This window comes from Rhizobium aureum, assembly GCF_030182495.1.
In the GTDB taxonomy this organism is placed as follows: Bacteria; Pseudomonadota; Alphaproteobacteria; order Rhizobiales; family Rhizobiaceae; genus Rhizobium; species Rhizobium tropici_C.
Genome location: NZ_JAQJCI010000015.1, coordinates 112,862 through 134,847, shown reverse-complemented (window position 1 = coordinate 134,847; position 21,986 = coordinate 112,862). Strand labels below are relative to the sequence as shown.

The 21,986-nt window shown below is 61.3% G+C and carries 21 protein-coding genes; 12 read left to right on the top strand and 9 right to left on the bottom strand.

Annotated features, from left to right (window positions below; translation table 11 throughout):
* From PH552_RS26160 to PH552_RS26145, 4 genes are all read left to right on the top strand, one after another.
* On the top strand, nt 1–203 hold a 203-nt coding region (locus tag PH552_RS26160; RefSeq protein ID WP_285166363.1), incomplete at its 5' end, for a hypothetical protein.
* 392 nt (nt 204–595) lie between these two features.
* Nucleotides 596–3,061 (top strand): ATP-dependent helicase HrpB, encoded by a 2,466-nt coding sequence (gene hrpB / locus PH552_RS26155; RefSeq protein ID WP_285166362.1) that lies wholly within the window; start codon nt 596–598, stop codon nt 3,059–3,061.
* Between the two features lie 2 nt (nt 3,062–3,063).
* Entirely contained in the window at nt 3,064–4,401 is a 1,338-nt protein-coding gene (locus tag PH552_RS26150; protein ID WP_113250770.1) for an ActS/PrrB/RegB family redox-sensitive histidine kinase, read from the top strand.
* Between the two features lie 76 nt (nt 4,402–4,477).
* The gene (locus tag PH552_RS26145; protein ID WP_112339931.1) at nt 4,478–5,065 is read left to right on the top strand and encodes an ActR/PrrA/RegA family redox response regulator transcription factor; all 588 of its coding nucleotides are present in this window, start codon (nt 4,478–4,480) and stop codon (nt 5,063–5,065) included.
* Between the two features lie 60 nt (nt 5,066–5,125).
* Here PH552_RS26145 and PH552_RS26140 read toward each other — a convergent pair whose 3' ends face one another.
* On the bottom strand, nt 5,126–5,662 hold the full coding sequence (locus PH552_RS26140; RefSeq protein WP_113250771.1) for an MmcB family DNA repair protein: 537 nt from the start codon (nt 5,660–5,662) through the stop codon (nt 5,126–5,128).
* A gap of 181 nt (nt 5,663–5,843) precedes the next feature.
* Between PH552_RS26140 and PH552_RS26135 the strand changes: the two genes are divergently transcribed.
* The gene (locus tag PH552_RS26135; protein WP_113250772.1) at nt 5,844–6,518 is read left to right on the top strand and encodes a L,D-transpeptidase; all 675 of its coding nucleotides are present in this window, start codon (nt 5,844–5,846) and stop codon (nt 6,516–6,518) included.
* Nucleotides 6,519–6,761: 243 nt separating this feature from the next.
* Here the strand turns inward: PH552_RS26135 and PH552_RS26130 are convergent, their stop codons facing one another.
* The 6 genes from PH552_RS26130 to hslV all read right to left on the bottom strand — a co-directional run bounded on the left by PH552_RS26130 (nt 6,762) and on the right by hslV (nt 15,654).
* A complete protein-coding gene (locus PH552_RS26130) occupies nt 6,762–8,930 on the bottom strand; it encodes a malate synthase G (protein ID WP_113250773.1) in 2,169 nt (722 codons plus the stop codon).
* A gap of 118 nt (nt 8,931–9,048) precedes the next feature.
* On the bottom strand, nt 9,049–11,052 hold the full coding sequence (locus PH552_RS26125) for a hydantoinase/oxoprolinase N-terminal domain-containing protein (RefSeq protein WP_285166361.1): 2,004 nt from the start codon (nt 11,050–11,052) through the stop codon (nt 9,049–9,051).
* A gap of 87 nt (nt 11,053–11,139) precedes the next feature.
* Entirely contained in the window at nt 11,140–12,534 is a 1,395-nt protein-coding gene (locus PH552_RS26120) for a cytochrome P450 (RefSeq protein WP_145645583.1), read from the bottom strand.
* 118 nt (nt 12,535–12,652) lie between these two features.
* Nucleotides 12,653–13,606, bottom strand: a complete 954-nt coding sequence (locus PH552_RS26115; protein ID WP_112339925.1) for a DUF1402 family protein — start codon at nt 13,604–13,606, stop codon at nt 12,653–12,655.
* 162 nt (nt 13,607–13,768) lie between these two features.
* A complete protein-coding gene (hslU, locus tag PH552_RS26110; protein WP_113250777.1) occupies nt 13,769–15,079 on the bottom strand; it encodes an ATP-dependent protease ATPase subunit HslU in 1,311 nt (436 codons plus the stop codon).
* A 47-nt stretch (nt 15,080–15,126) separates the two neighbouring features.
* Entirely contained in the window at nt 15,127–15,654 is a 528-nt protein-coding gene (gene hslV / locus PH552_RS26105) for an ATP-dependent protease subunit HslV (protein WP_095433433.1), read from the bottom strand.
* Nucleotides 15,655–15,867: 213 nt separating this feature from the next.
* Here hslV and hisB point away from each other — a divergent pair, with 213 nt between their 5' ends.
* The 7 genes from hisB to coaA are packed head-to-tail and all read left to right on the top strand — an operon-like array spanning nt 15,868 to nt 20,534.
* Entirely contained in the window at nt 15,868–16,476 is a 609-nt protein-coding gene (gene hisB, locus PH552_RS26100; RefSeq protein ID WP_113250853.1) for an imidazoleglycerol-phosphate dehydratase HisB, read from the top strand.
* 23 nt (nt 16,477–16,499) lie between these two features.
* A complete protein-coding gene (locus PH552_RS26095; protein ID WP_112339922.1) occupies nt 16,500–16,997 on the top strand; it encodes a DUF2628 domain-containing protein in 498 nt (165 codons plus the stop codon).
* A 2-nt stretch (nt 16,998–16,999) separates the two neighbouring features.
* Entirely contained in the window at nt 17,000–17,650 is a 651-nt protein-coding gene (hisH, locus tag PH552_RS26090) for an imidazole glycerol phosphate synthase subunit HisH (protein WP_285166360.1), read from the top strand.
* A gap of 25 nt (nt 17,651–17,675) precedes the next feature.
* Nucleotides 17,676–18,419 carry a 1-(5-phosphoribosyl)-5-[(5-phosphoribosylamino)methylideneamino]imidazole-4-carboxamide isomerase gene (gene hisA / locus PH552_RS26085; protein WP_183765179.1) on the top strand — a complete coding sequence of 248 codons (744 nt, stop codon included), beginning with the start codon at nt 17,676–17,678 and terminating at the stop codon, nt 18,417–18,419.
* Nucleotides 18,416–19,204, top strand: a complete 789-nt coding sequence (gene hisF, locus PH552_RS26080) for an imidazole glycerol phosphate synthase subunit HisF (RefSeq protein ID WP_113233580.1) — start codon at nt 18,416–18,418, stop codon at nt 19,202–19,204. Before hisA ends, hisF begins: the two co-directional genes overlap by 4 nt.
* Before the next feature lie 13 nt (nt 19,205–19,217).
* Complete coding sequence (locus tag PH552_RS26075) at nt 19,218–19,532, top strand: phosphoribosyl-ATP diphosphatase (RefSeq protein WP_113250781.1); 315 nt, start codon at nt 19,218–19,220, stop codon at nt 19,530–19,532.
* Between the two features lie 6 nt (nt 19,533–19,538).
* Nucleotides 19,539–20,534, top strand: coding sequence for a type I pantothenate kinase (gene coaA, locus PH552_RS26070; protein WP_113250782.1), 996 nt, complete (start codon nt 19,539–19,541; stop codon nt 20,532–20,534).
* 3 nt (nt 20,535–20,537) lie between these two features.
* Here coaA and PH552_RS26065 read toward each other — a convergent pair whose 3' ends face one another.
* A complete protein-coding gene (locus PH552_RS26065) occupies nt 20,538–21,146 on the bottom strand; it encodes an alpha-ketoglutarate-dependent dioxygenase AlkB (protein WP_183765181.1) in 609 nt (202 codons plus the stop codon).
* Between the two features lie 291 nt (nt 21,147–21,437).
* Complete coding sequence (gene arfB / locus PH552_RS26060; protein WP_106999661.1) at nt 21,438–21,872, bottom strand: alternative ribosome rescue aminoacyl-tRNA hydrolase ArfB; 435 nt, start codon at nt 21,870–21,872, stop codon at nt 21,438–21,440.
* Nucleotides 21,873–21,986 lie beyond the last annotated feature (114 nt).

Below are 21,986 nucleotides of genomic sequence, written 5' to 3'. Positions count from 1 at the left end.
CCGGTCCCGCAAGCTTCGCCGCCCACGTTTCTCTTTCTTCTCATCTTCAATTGTCAAATAACCGACCAGTAAACCCAGTCAAAAATAGCATTCCCACCAATCCCAAGCCTCAGCCCAGAACCACCAATCAGCATCGCAGCCAATCCAGGAAACACCAGAGCGAGAGACTTCGTCGCCAGCAGCGCCGCCGCCCTCGTCAGTGATCGGGCTTATAGACCCTACCTCCGAACCAAGTCAACACTCCAGCTGTAAAAATTCTGACATTTTTGTAAGTGATTGAATGGAAAAGAGGATTTGTCAACTCGATCGAAATCTTGGAGATTTTTTCGCCATTGGCCACGATTTCAGGATTCATTTTACACCGCCTGCCGGAATCATCCAGATACGCGCTCGTAACGAGCCACTTGCGCCCTGTTGCAAGCATCGGATCCGCCTCTCATTGCCAGCCGGACACCCAGGACCTAATAGACATCGAGAGATTGAAGGGAGCGGATATGGTGCTTCTCGATAAAAGGCAGGCGCAGGCCGCGCCGACCCGGCAAGTGCAAGCTTTTGCCTATGGATATATGCGGGGCAGGCAGGCGTGACATATAGAGTGCCTTCATTACCTGAGCTGCCGGTCTCGCATGTGCTTGCCGATATCGGCACAGCCCTCGCTAACGAGCGGCGCGCCGTGCTTTCCGCACCACCTGGCGCGGGCAAGACGACGCTGGTGCCGCTTTATCTGCTGGGCGAGGCATGGCGCGGCGATGGCAGGATCATTCTTCTGGAACCGCGACGGCTGGCGGCGAGGGCCGCTGCTGCCCGTATGGCCTCGCTGCTCGGCGAACAAATGGGTGATACAGTCGGCTACCGCATGCGGCTCGACAACCGCATCTCCGCCAAGACCCGCATCGAGGTGGTGACGGAGGGCGTGTTCGCGCGGATGATCCTCGACGATCCCGAACTCTCCGGCATCTCCACCGTCATCTTCGACGAATTCCACGAGCGCTCGCTGGATGCAGATTTCGGCCTGGCGCTGGCGCTCGACGTTCAGGCAGCCCTGCGAGAGGATCTGCGCATCCTCGTCATGTCGGCAACGCTCGATGTGGAGCGTGTCGCTGCACTCCTCTACCACCCGCCCGTCATCGAAAGTATGGGTCGCAGCTTTCCGATCGATATCCGCCACCAGGATCGGCCAGCGGGAGAGCGGATCGAGGATACGGTGACGCGGGCGATCCTCGATGCGCATGCGCGCGAGCAGGGCTCCATCCTAGCCTTTCTCCCCGGTCAGGCGGAAATCACCCGCACGGTGGAGCGATTGGAAGGGCGATTCTCGCCGGAGACGATGATTGCGCCGCTCTACGGCAATCTCAGCCAGAAGGAGCAGGATGCGGCAATTCGGCCAGCGCCGCGGGGCACGCGCAAGATCGTGCTGGCGACCTCGATTGCCGAAACTTCCATCACCATCGACGGCGTGCGCATCGTCATCGACAGCGGATTGCAGCGCCTGCCCGTTTTCGAGGCTTCCACCGGCATTACGCGGCTCGAGACGGTGCGCGTGTCGCGCGCCTCGGCCGATCAGCGCGCCGGCCGCGCCGGGCGAACCGAACCGGGCATCGCCATCCGCCTATGGCACCCGGGTCAGACGGCGGCGCTTCCAGCCTTTACGCCGCCGCAGATCCTTTCCAGCGATCTCTCAGGCCTGGCGCTCGATCTCGCCCATTGGGGCGTGCAGGATCCGACAACGCTCGCCTTCGTCGACCAGCCACCTGCAACCACACTTGCCGAGGCGCGGACCTTGCTGCGGCAGCTGGGTGCGCTCGACGCGGAAAACGGGCTGACGGCGCGCGGGCGGCTGATGCGCGAACTCGCCCTGCCTCCGCGCCTGGCGGCGATGGTGATATCGGCTGGCGAATTCGGCCAGGCACGCGAAGCGGCGCTGCTTGCCATGCTGCTGACGGAACAGGGGCTCGGCGGATCGAGCATCGACCTGGAAGACCGGCTGCGGCGCTTCAAGACCGAGAAAGGCGAACGAGCCGAGGCCGCGCGCCGGCTGGCCGGACGCCTTGCTCAGGCTGTCGGTGGCAAAGGCAATTCAACCTCTTCTATTCCCCCGCTCGCCGGTGCGCTGCTGCTGCATGCCTTTCCCGACCGCATCGCCCTGCAGCGCGGTGGGCGGGGACGCTTCGTCATGGCCAATGGGCGCGGCGCGGAATTGCCGGAGACCGAACGGCTTGCCGGTTCGCAGATGCTTGTCATCGCCGACCTGACCGGACGTGCGGCGCAGGCACGCATTCTGGCCGCGGCGGAGATTTCCCGCGCGGATGTCGAAGAGCATTTGCCGGGCGAGATCCGCACCGAAGACCAGAGCTTTTTCGACAAGGCAAGCCGTCAGGTGCGGGCACGGCGGGCGACAAGGCTCGGCGCCATCATCTTCGAGGAAACGCCCCTGCCGCGGCCCACCGGCGAGCAGGCGGCGAAGGCCCTCGCCGAAGGTATTCGCGACCTCGGGATCAGCGTCCTGCCTTTCTCGAAAGAGGCTGCGCAGCTGCGGGAAAGAATCGGCTTCCTGCATCGCACGATCGGCGAACCCTGGCCCGATATGAGCGACGAGGCGCTGCTCACGCGGCTCGACGAATGGTTCACGCCGTTTCAGACCGATGCGCGCGGCCTCTCCGACATCTCCGTCGGCGGCCTTTCCAACGGGCTGATGTCTCTCGTGCCGCATGAACTGCAACGCGATCTCGCCCGGATGGCGCCGACGCATTTCGAAGCGCCGACCGGCCAGCGCCATCCCATACAATATGACGGCGAGGAGCCGCTCTTGACCATTCGCGTCCAGGAGCTGTTCGGACTGAAGCAGCATCCGGCCATCGGCGGCGGCCGGTTGCCGCTGCTGCTTGAATTGACATCGCCGGCGCACCGGCCGATCCAGACGACGCGCGACCTGCCGGGCTTCTGGGCCGGATCCTGGAAGGATGTGCGCGCCGATATGCGCGGGCGCTACCCGAGGCATCCCTGGCCGGAAGACCCGGCCGAGGCCCTGCCGACCACACGCGCCAAACCACGGGGAACCTAACGATGGCACGCTTCTTCCGGGGACTGGAAAAGCTCTCCGAAGCCGAAACGAAGGCGCAGGAGGGCCACCATACGAGCCGACGGCTAAGATTGCAGACGCTGGTGCGCCTGCGCTGGCTTGCCGTCGGCGGCCAGACGGTGACTGTGATGATCGTCGCTTTCTGGCTGAAGTTTCCGATGCCGCTCCTGCCCTGCGGCGTGCTGATCGCCTGCTTGGCTTGGATTAACTTCTTCCTGACGCTGCGCTATCCACCGACGCACCGGCTGGAGCCGCCGGCGGCCTTTGCCCTGCTCAGCCTCGATCTTCTGCAGCTCTGCGGGCTGCTTTTGATCACCGGCGGCCTTGCCAATCCTTTCTCGGCGCTGGTCTGCGTGCCCGTTATCATCTCCTTCGCCTCGCAACCGATCCGCTACAGCATGCCGCTGATCCTGTTGGCGATGATCTGCATTACCGGCCTTGCCTTCTCGCCCTTCCCGCTTCCCTGGTACGAAGGTGTCTCCGTCAACGTGCACAGCGTCATGCAGCTCGGCGTGTGGTGCTCCATTGCCTCTACCATGGCCTTCGCCGCCTTCTATGCCTATCGCGTCTCCATGGAGGCGTCGCAGCTCGCCGATGCGCTCTCGGCGACGGAGCTGGTGCTGCAGCGGGAAAAACACCTGTCGCAGCTCGACGGGCTGGCGGCGGCCGCGGCGCATGAGCTCGGTACACCGCTTGCGACGATCAGCGTCGTCGCCAAGGAGATGGAGCGTGAACTGCGCGAGGATGACCGCTTTCGCGAGGACGTGGCGCTGCTGCGCAGCCAGAGCGAGCGCTGCCGCGATATTCTCAGACGGCTGACGACGCTCTCCTCTGAAGACGAGGCGCATATGCGGCGGCTGACGCTATCCTCGATGATGGAAGAGGTGATCGCGCCGCATCGCGAGTTCGGGATCACGCTGGAACTGATCGAGAAGAGCCCGCGCTCCGGCGAACCTGTTCTGTCACGCAATGCCGGCATCATGTATGGGCTCGGTAACCTCATCGAAAATGCTGTCGACTATGCTCGCAAGACGGTGACCATTACCGTGGAATATACCGTCGACACTCTGACCATCGTCATCGAGGACGACGGCAACGGCTATTCACCCGAAATACTGGCGCGCATCGGCGAACCCTATGTCACATCGCGCCAGCGGGACGATACCGCCGGCGGCCTCGGACTCGGCCTCTTCATCGCCAAGACACTGCTCGAGCGCTCGGGCGCTACCCTTTTCTTCGGCAATCGCGATCCCGAGACACCGGGAGCTCGTGTCCGCGTCGAATGGCCGCGCGTGCTGATCGACAGTAATTCGACAAAATGATTTTCACGGCTTAAAACAGCGGTCGTCAAAATCGGTTGAATATGCAGGCGGATGGTCGCCGGGATAGAAGATAAAAATGACGGAAAAAGAGAGCGCTTCTCCAAACGCCGGAGTGAAGGATGCAGCGGCCCATATCGGCCCGGATGCCACATTGCTGATCGTCGACGACGACGGCCCGTTTCTACGCCGCCTGGCACGCGCGATGGAAACACGCGGCTTTGCAGTCGAGACGGCGGAATCGGTAGCGGAAGGCGTTGCCAGGTCCAAGGCGAACCCGCCCAAATACGCCGTGGTTGACCTCCGGCTGGGTGATGGCACAGGATTGGACGTGATCGAGGCGATCCGTCAGCGGCGCGACGATACGCATATCGTCGTCCTGACAGGTTATGGCAACATCGCGACGGCGGTGACCGCCGTCAAACTCGGCGCGCTCGACTATCTCGCCAAACCTGCCGATGCGGACGACGTCTATGCGGCGCTGACGCAGCGCCCCGGCGAAAAGGCCGAAGTGCCCGAGAACCCGATGTCGGCCGATCGCGTCCGCTGGGAACATATCCAGCGCGTCTATGAAATGTGTGAGCGCAACGTTTCCGAGACGGCCCGCCGCCTCAACATGCATCGCCGCACGCTGCAGCGCATCCTCGCCAAGCGGGCGCCGAAATAGAGCATGCCTTTGCCTCGGGAGAGGGACGCTATAAGCGCGAGCTGCAAAAAGCGCCCGAAACTAAAGCTCCTCGCCCCCCTCATCCGCCCTTCGGGCACCTTCTCCCCGAGGGGAGAAGGCAAAATCCTTGCCCGTTGCCCATTCGGCCAGCATCAGCCGCTGGGCGGCCGCGCGGGAGAAATTCAGCGTCACGGACTTGCGCGTCGCCGGCGGCAGGCGATGCTCCGGCGCCTCGCGCAGCATATGGGCGCCGTAACCATCCGATAGAAACAGTCCGCAATCCTCAGGGAAGATCTCGAGCGGCACGTCTTTGTGTGTCGCGAAGAACATCCGATCGCAATGCTGCCGGTATTCGGGCCATTTGCGGTCGACGCGAAAGTCCTCGATCGACGTCTTGATCTCGATGATCCAGATCTCGCCCTTCTCCGAAAGGCTGATGAGATCTGCGCGGCGACCGCTGGCGAGCGGCAGCTCCGGTAGGACGGCGTGACGCATGTCGTGCAGTAATAGCTGCACACCCTTGCGTACAAGCATGGCCCGTTCCGACTGCCGACCATCTATTAACGGATTGTTATTGTAAACGTTCAAAATCGTCATGAATTGTCTCGTGGACAGGTCAAGCATTGTTGCAAAAAAACCATGTCCTTCTAATTTGCGCGCCGGCCCTATTTTTGTAGGGCCAGAGCAGCTTGCAAAGACTAGTTTAATGGAAAATATACCGTAGACAAAGATGGTAGATAACCATCCGCCCCCCGCCACGAAATTTCGAGAGACTTTCATGCGCATCCGTAATGCTATGACCGCACTCGGCCTTGTCGCAATGCTTGCATCGGCTGGCTATGCCAGCACTGCAGCAGCAGCGCCGGCCGCCACCGCAAATTCGGCTACCGAGACCATCAAGACTTTCGATGGCGACTATGGTGTGACGACCGACAATGGCTTTCAGCTGCCGGCGATCCCGATCCAGAAGGTGAAGCCGCAGTTTCGCCGTCAGATCGTCGAATACAACACGGATGAAGCTGAAGGCACGATCATCGTCAATACGCGCGAGCGTCACCTCTATTACATCCTTGGCAATGGCGAAGCGATGCGTTACGGCATCGGCGTCGGCAAGCAGGGCTTCTCCTGGTCCGGTACTGCATACGTAGCCTGGAAGCAGGAATGGCCGAATTGGCACCCGCCGAAGGAAATGGCTGTTCGCCGTCCGGAAATTGCCAAGTATGTCGAGGGCGGCATGAACCCGGGTCTTTCCAACCCGCTCGGTGCACGCGCCATGTATCTCTATAACGAAAAGGGCCAGGACACGCTGTTCCGTCTGCACGGCACGCCGGAATGGGCTTCGATCGGCACTGCTGCCTCCTCGGGCTGCATCCGCCTGATCAATCAGGACGTGATCGATCTCTACAGCCGCGTTCTTCCGGGCCGCAGCACCAAGGTCGTCGTTATTCAGTAATCACTTGGCATTCGGATTGAAAAAGGCCGCCGGATCGGTATCCGGCGGCCTTTTGTTTGAGGAATTTGGGATCGATCCCAACCATCACACCCGCCCTCGTCCGAGGCTTCGCCTTTGGCTACGCGCTTTTCCGCTGGCCGCAAGAGTCCCTCCACCTCATCCTGAGGTGCCTTGCCGTCAAAACGTCAGCGCAGACGCCAAGGCCTCGAAGGATCGAGGTGGCCTCCGAAGCAAAGACGGAGCTTACCCTGCGTGCTTTGCCTTCAGTTCGATGCGGCGGCGATGCAGGACCGGTTCGGTATAGCCGTTCGGCTGCTGGCGGCCCTTGAGGACGAGATCGAGGGCTGCCTGGAAAGCAACCGAACCGTCGAAATTGCCTGACATGGCGATGTAGTTGGGATCGCCGGCATTCTGCTGATCAACCACGGCCGCCATGCGCTTCATCGTTTCGAGAATCTGCACTTCGGTGATGACCTTGTGGTGCAGCCAGTTGGCCATGTGCTGCGCCGAGATGCGCAGGGTGGCGCGATCTTCCATGAGGCCGACATTGTTGATGTCGGGTACCTTGGAACAACCGACGCCCTGATCCACCCAGCGCACGACATAGCCGAGGATGCCCTGGCTGTTGTTGTCGATTTCGCGCTGGATCTCCTCCGGCGTCCAGTTCGGTCGCGAGGCGACCGGCACGGACAGGATGTCGGAAAGTTTGGCGCGGGCGCGGCTTTTCAGGCTCTTCTGCACGTCGGCGACATTGACGCGGTGGTAATGGGTGGCGTGCAGGGTCGCAGCCGTCGGGGACGGCACCCAAGCGGTGTTGGCGCCGGCCTTCGGGTGAGCGATCTTCTGCTCGAGCATGGCCGCCATCAGATCCGGCATGGCCCACATGCCCTTGCCGATCTGGGCATGGCCGGAAAGGCCGCATTCGAGGCCGATATCGACGTTCCAGTTCTCATAGGCGCCGATCCAGGCCGCCTGCTTCATATCGCCCTTGCGGATCATCGGGCCTGCTTCCATCGAGGTATGGATTTCATCACCGGTGCGATCGAGGAAGCCGGTATTGATGAAGACGACGCGCTCGCGGGCGGCGCGGATGGCTTCCTTGAGGTTGACCGTCGTGCGACGCTCCTCGTCCATGATGCCCATCTTGATGGTATTGCGCGGCATCCCAAGCAGGTCCTCGACGCGCGAGAAGATGTCGACCGCGAAGGCGACCTCTTCAGGGCCGTGCATCTTCGGCTTGACGACATACATAGAGCCGGTGCGCGAATTCTTGCGACGGCCGTTCGGACCGATGTCATAGAGCGCGATCAGGCCGGTGATCGCAGCATCCATGATGCCCTCCGGTACCTCGTTGCCGTCACGGTCGAGAATGGCCGGGTTGGTCATCAGGTGGCCAACATTGCGCACCAGCATCAGCGAACGGCAATGCAGGTCGAAGGTGCTACCATCCGGCGCGGTATAGGCGACATCGGGATTGAGCCGGCGCGTGAAGCTCTTGCCGCCCTTGGCGACTTCCTCGGTCAGGTCGCCCTTCATCAGGCCGAGCCAGTTCCGGTAGACCTCGGCCTTGTCCTCGGCATCGACAGCCGCGATCGAATCCTCGCAGTCCATGATTGTCGTGATTGCCGATTCCAGGCGAACGTCGGAAATATTGGCTGGATCGGCCTTACCGATATCGGTGTTGGCATCGATGACGATTTCGATATGGATCCCGTTGTGCTTTATGAGGATATGCGAAGGCTTGGCAGCATCGCCGAGATAACCGGCGAAATGGCTGCGATCCGCCAACGCCGTGGCGCCGGGCTTCGCCGTAACTGCCAGCACGCCATCCTTCACGGCAAGGCCGGCGACGTCCTTCCAGCTTGCGCCGGTCAACGGGACCGCGGAATCGAGGAAATCGCGAACCCAGGCGATGACCTTCTCGCCGCGCTTGGGATTATAGGTCCTGCCCTTCTCGGCGCCGTCTGTCTCGGGAATAGCATCGGTGCCATAGAGGGCGTCGTAAAGCGATCCCCAACGAGCGTTGGCGGCATTCAGTGCATAGCGGGCATTCATGACGGGAACGACGAGCTGCGGACCGGCGATCTCCGAGATTTCCGGATCGACGTTGGCAGTCGAGATCGTAAAGGCAGGCCCTTCGGGCACGATATAGCCGATGTCGCGCAGGAAAGCCTCATAAGCAGCGAGATCGACGGGCGCGCCGTTCTTGCGATACCAGTCGTCGAGAGCCTCCTGCATGCGGTCTCGCTTGGCGAGGAGCTCGCGATTCTTCGACCCAAGATCGTGGACGATCTTGGAAAAGCCGGCAAAAAAGGTCTCGGCGTCGATACCCGAACCTGGCAGCGCTTCCCTGACGAGGAAATCATAAAGTACCGGTTCGATCTGCAGCCCGTTCTTCTCAATGCGGCTCATGCCAAATACTCCTCAAGGCCATCTTTTGGCTCATTTTTCACATGCTGCCACTTTGCCGATGGTTTCGCTTCCGTCAATTTGGCAATAGTTCGAAAGATTTATGCGCTCCGGGAAATAATCAATTCATGGCGATTCGCGGTCGGCCACTTGCTGTCGCGATGAACCGTGCCTCGATCAGTTTTCGATTACCCTCGACTTCAGGCGCATCCACCTGCTCATCCATCGCCAACACGAGGTCCACCGCGCCATTGAGCCTTGCCTGCGCCATCGCCGCCTCGGCGGCGCGCGAGCGGGCATTGACGAAGCTCCGGTCCTCGTCAGTAAATCGCAGGCTTTCACCGGCTCCGTTCAGCACATAGATACCATCTTCCGGCATGGTGACGAAAACAGTAACGCTGGTGCGCACCTGGCCGACAACGGCGCCGACGGCGTTGGCGACATCCGAATCGGCGGGAATGGCGCTTTCCGTCGCCAGCATTTCCGCGATGGCAGGGTAATAGACCGGGGCGGAAGCGCCGAGCCCAACAAGGGGGCGATCGAGCGAAATGGCGAAGCGGGCGATGCCCGGCGCTCGGCGAAGGGCGCGATCGATGGAGATGGATTTCGCCGGATTCAGATCGGCAACGCCATCCTCGGCGAGGCAGGCGGCAAGAATGACATCCGCGGACTGACGCGTGAGCCGATCGACGATCTTCTGCGCCAGCTCCTCGACGGATGCGGCAATGGCGCGTCCGGAACCGTCCTTCAGCCGCATCGCCAGAGCTAACCCAAGGCGAGCCGCCTCAGCGTTCCACTGGCCCTGCCGGCCGAGCACATGCATTGCATCTGAGGGCGTCAGGCCGCTCAGATGCACAAGGCCGCGCGCCACCAGCCTGTCCAGCGTCGCCTTCTGCGACGTCATCGTCAGAAGCTTGTCGAGCGCCATGGGAGCAGCGCCAATCCGGTCGAACAACGCCTGCTCGGGTGCCGTAAGACCGCTTGCCAGATGATCCGGCACGCCGGTGCGGAGCGCGAAGCGGCCGGCATTGCGAGCGAGATGCGTCGCCCGCAGCTGCTGCTCCAACACCTCAAGCACCGCAGCGCCGTGTATATGAGCGGCGAGGCTCAGAGGCAGCAGGCGGCGGGGGCCGAGTTCGAAAGCGGCGACGAGGCCGCGATCGTTGATCTTCACTTCGGAATCGCCGCCGAGACCATAGGTGCGCATGGCGATGGCCTCAACCATGGTGCGATAGCCTCCGACCACGGCGCCATCGGCATCCAGCCGTGGCCGGCCATCCTCCATGACGGCGACGTCGGTGGTGGTGCCGCCGATATCGGACACAACGGCATCGTCGAGACCGGTGAGATAGCGCGCGCCGACGAGGCTTGCCGCCGGGCCCGACAGGATGGTCTCGATCGGCCGAAGCTTGGCTTCGTCAGCCGAAATCAGGGCGCCATCGCCGCGCACCACCATCATCGGTGCGGAAATGCCGCGCGTCGCCAGGAACCCTTCGCAGGCGCCGACGAGGCGATCGATCATCGATACGAGACGGGCATTCAGCAGCGTCGTCAGGGCGCGGCGCGGCCCGCCCAGCTTCGATGAAAGCTCGTGGCTGCAGGTGACGGGCAGATGCGAGAGTTCGCGGATGCAGTCGCGCACCCTGATTTCATGAGCCGGATTCCGCACAGCGAAATAGCCGGCAACGGCGAAGGACGAGACCGACTTTGCCAGTTCCGGCAATGCGTCACGCAGCGCCGTCAGATCCAGCGGATTTTCATTACCATGCACATTGTGGCCGCCGGGGAGATAGAGCACGGGATCGGACCCCAGCGCTTCCGCAAGACCATCACGCTTGAGATCATCCGGCCCGAAGCCGATCATGATGAGCCCAGCGCGGCCACCCTGCCCTTCGACAAGCGCATTGGTGGCAAGCGTCGTCGACAGCGATACGAGGCCGATGGCCGAAACGGGAATACCGGCCTTGGCGATGACGGCATCGACAGCGCCGGCAATGCCGACGGCCAGATCATGCCGCGTCGTCAGCGATTTCGCCTTGGCGATCACGCCATCGGTTTCATGGAAGAGAACGGCATCGGTGTAGGTTCCACCCGTATCGATGCCGAGCAGGAAGTGAGATGTCACGGCAATATCCAGCTCTTGAATGCACTGCGATGCCGTTATTGCACCCTTCCGGGCCAAGCCGCTAGCTGGCAGGCGGCAAAAACAGTTCTATCGTCTCGTAACCCGCATCGGCAAACCGCCGCGTGGCTGCGTCGTCAGCTTCTGCACCGGCCAGGGATCGGTTTCTTCGGTCAGGTCGAAGCGGAAACGGCGCATCATGACGGCAAGGGCGATGACCGCTTCCTGCAGCGCGAAGGTCGCGCCGATACAGACGCGGGGGCCCGCGCCGAACGGCAGGTACTGGAAGCGATTGATCTTGGCCCGGTTTTCCGGAAGAAAGCGCTCCGGCATGAAGGCGCGCGGCTTTTCCCAATAAAGCTCATGGCGATGTAGGGTCCAGGGCATGATCAGGACGGTGATCCCCTTTTCTATCGTCACGCGCTCGCCCTTGACGCTTACCCATTCGTCATCGGCGATGGCGGCGCGGTTGATCGACGGCGCTGGCGGATAAAGGCGCATCGCCTCCTCGAAAGCGGCGCGGACATTCGGCATGAGATCGAGCCAGGCAACCGGTTCGCCATCGGTTGCAAGTACCCGGTCGATTTCCTCTTCCATAGCCTCGCGAATGTGCGGACTATTGGCGACGCAATAGAGCGTCCACGCAAGTGCACGGGCCGTCGTCTCATGACCGGCGCCGATGAAGGTGAGGATATTGTCCTCGATCTCCTCCATGGTCAGCCCATCCGGACCGGCCTTTTCGAGAAGCAGCGTGAGGAAATCGTCCGGTGCGCTGGCTCTGTCCCTCCGCATCTTTTCCAGCCGCTTGTCCATGGTGGTGCGGACGATGCCGCGGAACTTGTCGAGCACGCGCTGGCCGCCGATGCGGGTGATGCGCGGCACCCAGGCCGGGGCACGCAAAAGATCCATGGGATCGACCCGGCCCATGCGATGCAGGAGTTCGTTGACCTCATCGGCGAAATGCTCGCCTTCGGTGACGATCTCGCCGGAAAACAACGTCTCCGCCAGAATGGCGAAGGTCAGTTCGGTCATATCGGTAGCGATATCGAACACCGTGCCTTCGTTGCCGACATCCTCGTATTTCTTCACATAATCCAGGCTCTGACCCAACATCTGACCGGCAAAGCCTTGAGCATGGCGCGGCGTGAACACCGGCGCGACCGCCTTGCGCGAGCGCTTCCAGACCGGCCCTTCCGCCGTCAGCAGGCCATCGCGCAGGATCGGCCGGAGCACGAGCTGGCGGATATCGGCCATGCGGTAGTTGGCGGCATTGTCGACCAGAACATGCTTGATCAGTCCGGGATCATTGACGATGAGCGTCCGCTCGTTGAAGAATTTGGTCTTGATCCAGGGTAGCGTATAGGAGGGCTCGCCCCAGAGTTCGAGCGGATTGCGCAGGATCGTGCGGATGATCGTCAAACGGGAGGGCGGCACGGTGCGCGGGATCGGAGCCGGCGGCGAGAAGGCTTCCGGAATCATATCCATGAATCAACTCTCCTCGAAAACTGGCCATTGCCGAACGAACGCAATCAGAGCGGCGCACCCCTTCGATATGGGGAACGCCGCCTGCAAAATCCAGACGATAAAACGTCGCGCTGCCCGCTTATAAAAGCGACTTCAGGTCGCTCAGCTTATCATTGATGAGCCAGCCGTAGTAATTTTCTTCCGGCCAGACCGGCTGGGAGGAGCCGCGGTTCTTGGCGGCAAGGGCGGCGGCGCGCTTGCGGGAATTGCCGAGATTGTAGAGCGTCGCGGTGATGCCCGGATTGCCCGAAATATCCATGCCGGCGATCGAGCGATAGTCATCGATCGACTTACGGATCGAGGCCGCAACGAAGGCGAGCGACAGGTCCGGGTCCATGATCGCCTTGTAGACGCCGCCGGCATCCTTCTCGTCCAGCTTCGCAACACCAGAGGTGCGGCTGACGAGGTCAGAGAGCTCGAGCGCCGTCAGCGGATTGACCTGGCCGAGGCCGAAGGTTTGACCGGCATAGAAAGGCTGGAAGAAGACCGCGCTGAAGCGATTGTCGGGATAGGACTTGCCGCCAACCGTCTTGCCGCGGAAATCGTCTTCCCAGACGTCTTCTCGGCAGGTCCAGAGGCTGTAGGAATCACCCTTGCCTTTGCAGGCATCGAATTGCGGCCGGGCAACGAAATCATCGACGTTTTCGCCATCATAGGCGAAGCGGAAGCTCTGGCCGGCATAGGAAGCGGCCTTGACATAATAGGACTGCAGACCGTCATAGGCGTCCACATTGTAGGTATGCTCGCCGACGAGCGCGCCGATGATGTGGATCGGATCGATGCCGTAAGCGCGCGCCGTCGACTTGATCTTCGCCATCAGCTTGGTGTCGGTCGCCAGCAATTCGCGGACCTTCTGGTACTTGCGTTCAAAGGTCGAATTCGTGCCGCGCGTGCGCCGGACGGAGGCGCCAGGAACCGGCGGCTGCTCGGCATTGCGGTTGCCCGGAGGCACCGCGGTCGCCGCATCCGCATAGGCTGGCATCCAGGAGAAGCTGGCGACCGCCAGAAGAAGGGTGATCAGTATGCGTCGCAAGATGGCCGTCCTGTCGAAGTTTCCACCGATGTTTCCGTGCGGCTGCCTGACGGATAATCTTGGCCGAATAAAGCCACGCGACACAAGAAACGAGCCCCTAACTAAAAAGTTAACGGCCCGCTGTCGAGTGTTTACTGTTTTAAATCGCCTTTGCCGGCCGGCTTACAGAATGAAGCGGGACAGGTCGGTGTTGCTGGCAAGATCGCCGACATGCTCGCGGACGTAGGCGGCATCGATAGTCACCGATACGCCGGCACGATCCGAGGCATTATAGGAGATCTCGTCGAGTACCCGCTCCATGACGGTCTGCAAACGGCGGGCGCCGATATTCTCGACGGTGGAGTTGAGATGCACCGCGACATCGGCGAGCGCGTCGATGGCATCGTCGGTGAAATCGAGCTTCAGGTCTTCCGTTTCCATCAGCGCCTTGTACTGGCGGATGAGGCTTGCCTGCGGCTCGGTCAGGATGCGGCGGAAATCTTCCTTGGTCAGTGGACGGAGCTCGACACGGATCGGCAGGCGGCCCTGCAGTTCCGGCAGCAGATCCGACGGCTTTGAGACGTGGAAGGCGCCGGAAGCGATGAAGAGAATGTGGTCGGTCTTGACCGGACCGTACTTCGTCGAAACCGTCGTGCCTTCGACCAGCGGCAGCAAGTCGCGCTGCACGCCTTCACGGGAGACACCGGCACCCATGCCGCCGTCGCGGGCGGCGATCTTGTCGATCTCGTCCAAGAAGACGATCCCGTCATTTTCGGCCGATTGCACGGCTTCGCGCTGGATCGCCTCATTGTCGATCAGCTTGTCTGACTCGTCGCGGATCAGCTCCTTGTAGGAATCCTTGACCGTCGTTCGCACCTTCTTCGTGCGGCCGCCCATGGCCTTGCCGAACATTTCGGAGAGGTTGAGCACGCCGATATTGGCGCCGGGCATGCCGGGGATCTCGAAGCCACCGGGCATGCCGGAGCCGGTATCGGCCACTTCGATATCGATTTCCTTGTCGTCGAGCTGGCCGTCACGCAGCTTCTTGCGGAAGCTGTCGCGCGTCGCCGGCGAGGCAGTGGCACCAACCAGCGCATCGAGCACACGCTCTTCCGCGCTCATATGCGCCTTGGCCTGCACTTCGGCGCGCTTCTTTTCGCGCACCAGGCCGATACCAACTTCAACGAGATCGCGGATGATCTGTTCGACATCGCGGCCGACATAGCCGACCTCGGTGAACTTGGTGGCTTCGACCTTGATGAAGGGGGCGCCGGCAAGCTTGGCAAGGCGGCGGGAGATTTCCGTCTTACCGACACCAGTCGGGCCGATCATCAGGATGTTCTTGGGCATGACTTCGTCGCGCAGCTCGGGCTCGAGCTGCTGGCGGCGCCAGCGGTTGCGCAGCGCAATCGCCACGGCGCGCTTGGCCTCATGCTGGCCGACAATATAGCGATCGAGCTCGGAAACGATCTCGCGGGGGGAAAAAGTGGTCATTTCGTATGTTCCCTGTCAGGGCTGGAAACTATCAAGAGAGGAACGTCTTAGGCTTCGGCATCGAGCGTTTCGACGACCACATTGTGGTTCGTGTAGACGCAGATGTCGGCAGCAATATCGAGAGCGCGGCGGGCGACATCTTCAGCTGACTTGTCGCTGTCCATCAGCGCGCGTGCGGCGGCGAGCGCGAAATTGCCGCCGGAGCCGATCGCCATGGCGCCATGTTCGGGCTCAAGCACATCGCCGTTGCCGGTGATGGCGAGCGTTACTTGTTTGTCGGCAACCAGCATCATGGCTTCAAGGTTGCGCAGATATTTGTCGGTACGCCAGTCCTTGGCGAGCTCGACGGCGGCACGCATCAGCTGACCGGGATATTGTTCGAGCTTCTTTTCGAGGCGTTCGAGGAGGGTGAAGGCATCGGCGGTCGCGCCGGCGAAACCGGCGATGACATCGCCCTTGCCGATGCGGCGAACCTTGCGCGCATTGCCCTTCATTACGGTCTGGCCAAGGCTCACCTGGCCATCACCAGCCATCACCACCTTGCCACCCTTGCGAATAGTCACGATTGTCGTCATTTAACACCTGTTTGCCCCCGTTTCGGCGGGCTCTCTGCCGGGCCGCGTATCGGCCCCGTCAGCACCTATGTAAGAGGGGTTTTGGCGATTGCAAATGGCAACCGCGCCCGAATAATGGCGGCAAGCCGGCTAAACGCGTAAGGCCTTTGCGTAACTTCTGGATATTTCCCGATACGCCTGATAAGGAACGGCCGTATTCCGATGGAGCAGCCCATGGCAGAGACCGCAGCGACCCGCACGGCAAGCGTTTCCCGCAAGACCAACGAGACCTCGGTCTCCGTTTCCGTCAATATCGACGGCAGCGGCAAATCGACGATTTCGACGGGGGTCGGCTTCTTCGACCATATGCTGGAACAGCTGTCGCGACATTCGCTGATCGACATGGAGATCGACACCAAGGGCGACCTGCATGTCGACGATCACCATGCCGTCGAAGATACCGGCATCGCGATCGGCCAGGCGATCGCCAAGGCCCTGGGCGACCGGCGCGGCATCACCCGCTATGCATCGATCGATCTCGCCATGGACGAGACGATGACGAAGGCGGCCGTCGATCTTTCCGGTCGGCCCTTCCTCGTCTGGAACGTCTCGTTCAGCGCCCCGAAGATCGGCACTTTCGACACCGAACTGGTACGCGAATTCTTCCAGGCCTTAGCGCAGAATGCCGGCATCACCTTGCATATCCTCAACCATTATGGTGCCAACAATCACCATATAGCCGAGACATGCTTCAAGGCCGTTGCGCGCGCACTGCGCACCGCAACCGAGATCGATCCGCGGCAGGCAGGCCGGGTGCCCTCGACGAAAGGCACGCTCGCCTAAGCCCCAAACTGGGGAAGTGAAGAATGGCAAGCTATCTGATTTTGACGCCTCCCGGAGCAACGAACCGGTCCGAAGCATCGGATCGGTATCGCGATCACACGCGATTTATCCGCGACGGCTTTTCGTGGACGGCGTTTTTGTTTCCGACGCTCTGGATGCTCTTTCATCGGCTGTGGCTGCACGCGATCGCTGCGTTTTTGCTGCAGGGTATTGCGCTGGAACTGATGCGTCAGCCGGGCTTCTTTGCCGCTGGAGCCGCACTTCTGCTGGGCGTGCATGTCCTTGCGGCTCTTGAGGGCCGGCATGCGGTCAGCAGTCGTCTCCTTGGCCGCGGCTGGACGGTTGAAAACCTCGTCTCGGCACACGATCTGACGACCGCAGAAGAAATCCACTTTTCACAGCTGGAACAGGCGCCAAACCCGAATATCCATTCGAAAAATTGGGATATCTCGGCCACCAACACGAATACCAGCCGCCCAGGCCCGAGCTTCGGCCTTCCCGGCTATGATGGAGGACGCTGACCATGCGCGTCGCGATTATCGATTATGGTTCCGGCAATCTGCGCTCGGCCACCAAGGCTTTCGAGCGGGCGGCCCGCGAGGCAGGTATAGACGCCGAGATCGATCTGACTGACGATGCCGAGCGCGTCGCCACTGCGGATCGCATCGTTCTTCCCGGCGTCGGCACCTATGCCGATTGCCGCCGCGGTCTCGATGCCGTGCCCGGCATGACAGAAGCGGTCATCGACGTTGTGGAACACAAGGCCCGCCCCTTCCTCGGCATCTGCGTCGGCATGCAGCTGATGTCGTCGCGCGGGTTGGAAAAGACGATCACGAAAGGCTTCGGCTGGATCAAGGGCGACGTCAAGGAAATGACGCCGAGCGATCCCAGCCTGAAAATCCCGCAGATCGGCTGGAACACGCTGGATATCCGCCACCCGCACGCGCTCTTCGAGGGGATCGAGACCGGGCCTAATGGCTTGCACGCCTATTTCGTCCATTCCTACCATCTGGCCGCCGACCACGGCGACGACGTTATCGCGACGACGAACTATGGCGGGCCGATGACGGCCTTCGTCGGCCGAGACAACATTGCCGGCGCGCAATTCCATCCGGAAAAGAGCCAGAAACTCGGCCTTGCCCTGATTGCCAATTTCCTGCGCTGGAAGCCATAAGGCTCGCGCTCCAAGGACAGACACCATGATACTTTTTCCCGCTATCGACTTAAAAGACGGCCAATGCGTGCGCCTCAAGCTCGGCGACATGAGCCAAGCGACAGTCTACAATCCCGATCCCGGCGCTCAGGCGAAAGCCTTTGAAGACCAGGGCTTCGAATGGCTGCATGTCGTCGACCTCAACGGCGCCTTTGCCGGCGAGACCGTGAACGGTGCCGCCGTCGATGCCATTCTCAAGGCGACCAAAAACCCGGTGCAGCTGGGCGGTGGCATCCGCACGCTCGATCATATCGAAAACTGGCTGTCGCGCGGGCTTGCTCGCGTCATCCTTGGCACGGTCGCCGTGCGCGATCCGGCGCTCGTTATCGAAGCCTGCCGGCGGTATCCGGGCCATATCGCCGTCGGCATCGACGCCAAGGGCGGCAAAGTGGCGGTCGAGGGCTGGGCCGAGGCTTCCGAACTGGGCGTCATCGAACTCGCGAAAAAATTCGAAGGCGCCGGCGTTGCCGCGATCATCTACACCGATATCGACCGCGACGGCATTCTGACTGGCATCAACTGGGACTCGACTTTGGAACTGGCCAATGCCGTTTCCATCCCCGTCGTCGCCTCCGGCGGCCTCGCCTCACTCGACGATATCAAGCGCATGATCCAGCCCGACGCCCGAAAACTGGAGGGTGCGATTTCTGGCCGCGCTCTTTATGATGGCCGGATCGATCCGATGGAAGCACTGGCGCTGATCAAGCAGGCCAAGGAGGCAGCGCAATGACCCTGAAAGCCCGCGTCATCCCCTGCCTCGACGTCAAGGACGGCCGCGTCGTCAAGGGCGTCAACTTCGTCAATCTTGTCGATGCGGGTGATCCCGTCGAGGCCGCCAAGGCCTATGACGCGGCCGGCGCCGACGAACTCTGCTTTCTCGACATCACCGCTTCCTCCGACAATCGCGACACCATCTTCGACGTGGTGGCCCGCACGGCCGAACAGTGCTTCATGCCGGTCACGGTCGGCGGCGGCGTTCGCACGATTGCCGATATCCGCAAGCTGCTGCTCTGCGGCGCCGACAAGGTTTCGATCAATTCGGCGGCGGTCAACAATCCCGATTTCGTGGCCGAAGCGGCCGACAAGTTCGGCAACCAGTGCATCGTCGTTTCCATCGACGCCAAGCGGCGGCGCACCGAGGCACTCGGCGGCGACAATCTGAGCGCCTGGGAAATCTACACCCATGGCGGCCGCAACGCGACGGGCATCGACGCCGTCGATTTCGCCCGCAAGATGGTTGAGCGCGGCGCCGGCGAGCTGCTCGTTACCTCCATGGACCGCGACGGTACCAAGGTCGGCTATGATTTGGAGCTGACACGGGCGATCGCCGATGCGGTGCGCGTTCCGGTCATCGCCTCGGGCGGCGTCGGCGATCTCGACGACCTCGTCGCCGGCGTGAAAGAAGGCCATGCGACGGCGGTGCTCGCCGCTTCGATCTTCCACTTCGGCACCTATTCGGTGGGCGAGGCGAAGCGCTACATGGCCGAGCGCGGCATTCCCATGCGGCTGGATTAGGAGACAGCAAGCGATGAGCGGATTTACCCTTTCCGACCTCGAACGAATCGTTGAGGAACGCTCCAAGGCCTCGCCGGACGAATCCTGGACAGCAAAGCTTTTTGCCGCTGGCCAGCCGAAAGCGGCGAAGAAATTGGGCGAAGAAGCAATCGAAGCCGTGATGGCGGCGGTCACCAACGATCGCGACAATCTTACCTACGAGGCCGCCGATCTGCTATATCATCTTATGGTCGTATTGAAGATTGCCGGCATTCCGTTAGAGAATGTCATGGGTGAGCTCGAAAGGCGCACCGCCCAATCCGGCCTTCAAGAGAAGGCAAGCCGGTAAAACGCAATGACGATAGCGACCAAGACCGAGCCAACACACGAGACGCTCGATATTTTCCAGGCGAAAGCCTATTCGCCCTACTATTTCTTCTCCTCGGAAGAATGGGCGAAATTCCGGGCCGATACGCCGCTGACGCTGACCGCCGATGAAGTGACGCGGCTGCGCTCCATGGGCGACCCGATCGATCTCGACGAAGTCCGGCGCATCTATCTGTCGCTGTCACGGCTTTTATCCTCGCATGTGGAATCCTCGCAGATCCTCTTCGAACAGCGCAATCGCTTCCTCAGCCTTTCCGATATCGCCAAGACGCCCTTCGTCATCGGCATCGCCGGATCGGTCGCTGTCGGCAAATCCACCACGGCCCGTATCCTGAAGGAACTGCTGGGCCGCTGGCCATCGAGCCCGAAGGTCGATCTCGTCACCACGGACGGCTTTCTCTATCCGAACGCCGAGCTGCAGCGCCGCAACCTGATGCAGCGCAAGGGTTTTCCGGAAAGCTACGATACGGCAGCGCTGCTGCGTTTCCTCTCGGCAATCAAGGCCGGCCAGCCGAATGTGCAGGCGCCCTCCTATTCGCACCTCGTCTATGATGTGCTGCCGAACGAATTCAAGACGGTCGACCGCCCGGATATCCTGATCTTCGAAGGCATCAACGTGCTGCAATCGCGGCATCTGCCGGCTGACGGCAAGATCGTACCCATGGTCTCGGATTTCTTCGACTTCTCGATCTATATCGATGCCGACGAAGAACTGATCCACAATTGGTATGTCGCCCGTTTCATGCGGCTGCGCGAGACGGCCTTCCGCGATCCCAATTCCTTCTTCCATCGCTACGCCTCCATCAGCGAGGACGAGGCGCTGGCGATCGCCGAGGGGCTGTGGAAGAACATCAACCTGAAGAACCTGCGCCAGAACATCCTACCGACGCGGCCGCGTGCCGACCTCATCCTGCAGAAGGGCAGGAATCACCTGATCGAGCAGGTGGCGTTGAGGAAGCTTTGAGGATCAGGGCTGGACGCGCCTAAGGGTAAGATTGATCCGTCCGCCGTTCTTCAGCAATGTCGACGTTGCCGGATAGATGCGGTCGACACCGTGAAAGCACAATCTTCCCTCACCGCCCAGAACGACGATATCGCCGCTCGCAAGCTTGAAGGATAGCGTGCGATCATTGCGGCTGAGGCCACCGACCCGGAAGAGGCAAGTGTTCCCCAGCGAGATCGACAGCACAGGCGCCTTGAGATCCTGCTCGTCACGGTCCTGATGCAACCCCATGCGGGCATCGTCGCCATAGAAATTGACGAGGCAGGCCTCCGGAGGTTTTTCATAGCCTGCTATATCGCGCCAGAAATCGAGCAGTTGTGGCGGTATGGCCGGCCATGGGCGGCCAGTGATCGGATGGGTCGACTGATAACGATAGCCGCGCTGCTTGTCCGTCACCCAGCCGAGCGAACCGCAATTGGTCATGCGGACGGACATTTCCTTGCCGGTGCCCGGCATGACCGGCGTGTAGAGCGGCGCCTCGGCCACGACGCCGCGGATCGCTTCAACCAAGGCTTCCTGGGTGGGGCGGTCGACATATCCGGGCAGATGGCGAATTCCGTTGGGGAGCAGCATTTTGGTTTCCTACGATGATGCCGGTCAGGTGAGCGGTCATTGCCGAACTATTGTGCCTGGCCCCTCACCCCAGCCCTCTCCCCGCAAGCGGGGCGAGGGGATCCATCGTGTCCGACGCCAACTCGTCACGAGCAGAGAGTTTCGTTGTTTAGCGCTGTCGTCCCTTCTCCCCGCATTGCGGGGAGAAGGTTAGGATGAAGGCCCAGGCACAGAGTTACGGCAACGCCGAACTTGCCTGACAAAGCCTCATTTTACCCAACCAAATCAAAACTGCAGCCCGAAAACCAAACCTTAGTCGCCGCCGACCTTGCCGCGCATCTTCTTGACCTCGGAGCGCCCGGATTTCTCCTTCAATCGGCGCTCGATCGACCCCTTCGTCGGCTTGGTCTTTCGGCGCGGCGGTGGCGGCGGGGCGGCAGCTTCGAGGATCAGCTCCTTCAGGCGTTCGCGTGCGTCCTCGCGATTGCGATCCTGGCTGCGGAAGCGGCTGGCCTCGATCATCAGAACGCCATCCTTGGAAACCCGCCGGCCGGCGAGCCTGATCGCATTCGCCTTGACGCGGTCCGTCAGCGACGGGGAATTCTGGACGTTGAAGAAAAGCTGGACTGCGGTTGCGACCTTGTTAACGTTCTGACCGCCGGGACCGCCCGCCAGAACGAATTGTTCCGTCAGTTCCCAGCCGGCAATCGTGATTCGATCGTTGATGTAAAGCGCTTCGCTGGCCATGATTTTCTCCGCGCCTGTCTATCCCACATTGATGCGCGGTTGAAAACTACTGACAGATAAAATGAAAACCCGGCGAACTGGCCGCCGGGTTTCACGTGAGTCATTGCTCCGGTG

Coding starts and splice junctions, on each gene's coding strand:
- PH552_RS26150 (WP_113250770.1), top strand. CDS start 3,064: ATGGCACGCTTCTTCCGGGGACTGGAAAAGCTCTCCGAAGCCGAAACG.
- PH552_RS26145 (WP_112339931.1), top strand. CDS start 4,478: ATGACGGAAAAAGAGAGCGCTTCTCCAAACGCCGGAGTGAAGGATGCA.
- PH552_RS26140 (WP_113250771.1), bottom strand. CDS start 5,662: ATGACGATTTTGAACGTTTACAATAACAATCCGTTAATAGATGGTCGG.
- PH552_RS26135 (WP_113250772.1), top strand. CDS start 5,844: ATGCGCATCCGTAATGCTATGACCGCACTCGGCCTTGTCGCAATGCTT.
- PH552_RS26130 (WP_113250773.1), bottom strand. CDS start 8,930: ATGAGCCGCATTGAGAAGAACGGGCTGCAGATCGAACCGGTACTTTAT.
- PH552_RS26120 (WP_145645583.1), bottom strand. CDS start 12,534: ATGGATATGATTCCGGAAGCCTTCTCGCCGCCGGCTCCGATCCCGCGC.
- hslU (WP_113250777.1), bottom strand. CDS start 15,079: ATGACCACTTTTTCCCCCCGCGAGATCGTTTCCGAGCTCGATCGCTAT.
- hslV (WP_095433433.1), bottom strand. CDS start 15,654: ATGACGACAATCGTGACTATTCGCAAGGGTGGCAAGGTGGTGATGGCT.
- hisB (WP_113250853.1), top strand. CDS start 15,868: ATGGCAGAGACCGCAGCGACCCGCACGGCAAGCGTTTCCCGCAAGACC.
- PH552_RS26095 (WP_112339922.1), top strand. CDS start 16,500: ATGGCAAGCTATCTGATTTTGACGCCTCCCGGAGCAACGAACCGGTCC.
- hisH (WP_285166360.1), top strand. CDS start 17,000: ATGCGCGTCGCGATTATCGATTATGGTTCCGGCAATCTGCGCTCGGCC.
- hisA (WP_183765179.1), top strand. CDS start 17,676: ATGATACTTTTTCCCGCTATCGACTTAAAAGACGGCCAATGCGTGCGC.
- hisF (WP_113233580.1), top strand. CDS start 18,416: ATGACCCTGAAAGCCCGCGTCATCCCCTGCCTCGACGTCAAGGACGGC.
- PH552_RS26075 (WP_113250781.1), top strand. CDS start 19,218: ATGAGCGGATTTACCCTTTCCGACCTCGAACGAATCGTTGAGGAACGC.
- coaA (WP_113250782.1), top strand. CDS start 19,539: ATGACGATAGCGACCAAGACCGAGCCAACACACGAGACGCTCGATATT.
- PH552_RS26065 (WP_183765181.1), bottom strand. CDS start 21,146: ATGCTGCTCCCCAACGGAATTCGCCATCTGCCCGGATATGTCGACCGC.
- arfB (WP_106999661.1), bottom strand. CDS start 21,872: ATGGCCAGCGAAGCGCTTTACATCAACGATCGAATCACGATTGCCGGC.